Annotated in this window: 4 protein-coding genes; 1 reads left to right on the top strand and 3 read right to left on the bottom strand. The window is 70.9% G+C overall.

Annotated elements, in window-relative coordinates; translation table 11 throughout:
• The 3 genes from AC6EI8_RS25685 to AC6EI8_RS25675 all read right to left on the bottom strand — a co-directional run.
• Nucleotides 1-407, bottom strand: a 407-nt coding sequence (locus AC6EI8_RS25685; protein WP_498383288.1) for a Y-family DNA polymerase, incomplete at its 3' end; no start/stop codon positions are given.
• Nucleotides 340-1344: a translesion DNA synthesis-associated protein ImuA gene (locus tag AC6EI8_RS25680; RefSeq protein WP_498383287.1), complete on the bottom strand. Its 1005-nt coding sequence runs from the start codon at nucleotides 1342-1344 to the stop codon at nucleotides 340-342. The genes AC6EI8_RS25685 and AC6EI8_RS25680, both read right to left, overlap by 68 nt.
• Nucleotides 1345-1515: 171 nt before the next feature.
• On the bottom strand, nucleotides 1516-2430 hold the full coding sequence (locus tag AC6EI8_RS25675) for a LysR substrate-binding domain-containing protein (RefSeq protein WP_149318071.1): 915 nt from the start codon (nucleotides 2428-2430) through the stop codon (nucleotides 1516-1518).
• 131 nt (nucleotides 2431-2561) lie between these two features.
• Here AC6EI8_RS25675 and AC6EI8_RS25670 point away from each other — a divergent pair.
• The coding region (locus tag AC6EI8_RS25670; RefSeq protein ID WP_498383286.1) for an MFS transporter at nucleotides 2562-3044 on the top strand (483 nt) is incomplete at its 3' end.

The raw sequence follows: 3044 nt of genomic DNA, 5'->3' as shown, positions 1-3044 counted from the left end.
ACCGCGCGGCACAGCGCGCGATGGCCGCCGAACAGGCGCAGGCTGGCGGTCACGTCGAGCGCAACGGTGGCGGGGCCGAGTTCCTCGTCCATCGTGACCTGCGGCGTGAAGCGCAGCAGGGCCAGCGCGGCCGCGGTCAGCAGTTGCGCTTCGGCGGCCGGGTCGCGCTCCAGATGCACCACCTCGGCCGACAGCGCCTGCACGCCGCCGCGCCGCATGCCGGCGGACACGCCCAGCGACATCGCCGGCCGGTTGGCCAGCACCACCCGTTCCTGCTCCAGCACGACCGTCGGCACCGCATGGCTCAGCGTGCCGGCAATGCCGGCGGTGCCCGCGGCCTCAGGCCAGCTGGGGTGCAGCGCGTCCAGCGGCAGGCGCGGCAGATGCACCGCGATCCAGAACGGCATGATCGGACTCGTGGAGGGATTCGTGGGCGGATTCGTGGGCGGTTCCGGACATCGATTCGGACATCGATCCGGATGTCGATCCCGACACCACCGAGCGCCCGGCCGGCACCGCCGGCATCGCGCCGAGCGGCAGGATCAGCGGGGTATCGCGCACCGGCCCGCGCCGCTTGTGGAAGACGATCGACAGCGCATTGCCGGGCAGCGGCGACAGCAGCAGCCGCAGCACCGCCGGCGACGATTCGCGCAAGGCCGCGGCCGGACGGCAGACCCAGACCACCGCCTCGCTGGCCTGGGCCAGCACCTGCAGGCGCCGCACCGCCTCGGGACGGGCCGAAGGCAGCCACACCAGCACGCCGCCGAAGGCCTGGCTGCGCAGTACCTGCTCGGCGGCCCACAGCAGATCGGCCTGCCTGGTGGCCTGCTGAACGGCTTGCCGAGCGGCCTGGCCGGCCTGGCGCCCCAGGCGCCTGCCCCTGGAGGCGGCCTGGCGAGCCGCGCCCTCGGCACCCTCCTGCCCCTCGCCCGCACGGATCCAATACACCTGCCGTGCCGGCAATCCCCAGGCGGCCAGCGCCGGCGCATTGAGGGCATGCGGCGCGCCGACCCATACCAGCCGGCGCCCGGCCTCGGCCAGCGATTGCAAGGCCGGCCGCAACAGGCGGACTTCGCCGACGCCGCTGTCCGGCACCAGCAGCTCGGTCACCGCGCCGACCGGCCAGCCGCCGCCCGGCAGCTGCGCCGACAGCGCGTCGTAGCCGGTCGGCCATACCGGCAGCGACGCGGCACGGCCAAGCTGGCCGGCCCGCCACAGGTCGGGATGGCGCCGTTCCAGCTCGGCCAGCGCGTGCTGGCGATCCAGCGGGGGTTCCGGGAGGGAAGGAGGCGACGTGACGGCAGCGGCAGGCGGTAACGTGACGGCAGGTGATGACGCAATCATTGTGTTTTCAAGGTCTCTCGATGCGCTTTTTGTGCATTTCAAGCGCTTTCTATGCGCTTCAAGGAGCCTTCAGTGCACTTCAAAGCGCAAAGAAACTCAGCTTTCGATACTGTATGTTTATACAGTATTTTGGCCATCATCAAGAGAGACCCACTGCCGGACTCGGGAAAATCAGCCGCCGATCCGATGCCCCGCCGCCTCGGCCCGAATCCACGCCACCACCTTCAGCACATCGGGACGCGGCCGCTCGTCCGCCTGGATCAGCCAGTAGCCGAAGCTGTCGCCCGCGGCTGGCGCCGGCGCGGCCACCACGCCAAGCTGCCTGTCGTCGAGCAGGTCGCGGATCAGCTCCAGCCGTCCCAGCGCAACGCCCTGCCCCGCCAGCGCGGCATGGATGACCTGATCGTATTGGTTGAACTGCGTCATCGCGCGCGGCTTCGCCCCTTGCCAGCCGCGCTCCTCCAGCCAGTGGCGCCAGCGCAGCCGCGGATTGGTGTCGTCGTCCAGCTCGAGCAGATTCAGGCCATGCAGCGCCCGCACGCTGTCGATCGCCGCGACGCCCAGCGCGGGATGGGCCACCGGCACGATGGTCTCGCCGAACAGCGCGATCGCGCCCGGCGGCGCATGGTCGGCGGCGCAGTAGCGGATCGCCAGGTCGATCTGCTCGGCGCGCAGGTCCGCCACCCGGTTGCTCGCCGACAGCCGCAACTCAAGCTCGGGATGCGCCTGCTGCAAACGCCCCAGCCGGCGCAGCAGCCATAGTCCGGTGACACCGACGCTGGCGGTCAGCGTGACGGGCCGCTGCGCGGCCTGCACGCGCAGTTCGCCGACCACGTCCTGGATCTGTTGGACCGCGGCATTGGCGCTGCGGAACAGCCGCTCGCCGGCGCCGGTCAGCGCGATCGCGCGATGCCGGCGCACCAGCAGCTGGACGCCGAGCTGCGCCTCCAGCGCGCTGATCTGTCGGCTGACCGCGGACTGGGTCAGGCACAGGTCTTCGGCGGCGAGCGTGATGCTCATGCGCCGGCCGACGGCGACAAAGCCCTTGAGCAGATCGAGCGACGGCAGGCCGACGAGGGTTTGCATGGCGGTTTTCACATTCGTGGAGCGCATGCGAGCGGACGAAGAAATCAATTGAGCTGCCCGCATGCAGCCGGCTTAATGGAATCCGGTGATTCCACCGCATGCTAACCGCTCATTCGAAAGCCGTCACGACCATGTCCCGCTCCCGCCTCCGCTCTCCGCTCGGTTCCGCCTCCCCCGCTCCCCGGCTGTCCGCCACCGATCCCCTGGTACTGGTCGTGGCCGGCGGCCTGATCCTCGGCCTCGCGCTCGGCATGCGCCATGTGCAGGGGCTGTTCCTGCTGCCGATCACGATGGAGCGCGGCTGGACGCGCGAGGCGTTCGGCTTCGCGATGGCGGTGCAGAACCTGGTATGGGGGCTGGCGCAGCCCTTCGCCGGCATGATCGCCGACCGCTTCGGCTCGGCGCGCGTGATGCTGGCCGGCCTGCTGCTGTATGCGCTCGGGCTCTACACGATGACGCAGGCCACGACCACCGCCGCCTTTGTCTGGAGCGCCGGCATCTGCCTGGGCCTGGCGCTGTCGGGCACGACCTTCGGCGTGGTGTTCGCCGCGCTGAGCCGGCTGGTCAGCGCCGAGCGGCGCGGCTGGGCGCTGGGCGTGGCGGGCTCGTTCGGC

This window comes from Cupriavidus sp. R6-3 (genome assembly GCF_059772245.1).
The sequence above is the reverse complement of the archived record's forward strand: the minus strand, read 5'-3'. Positions and strand labels throughout refer to the sequence as shown.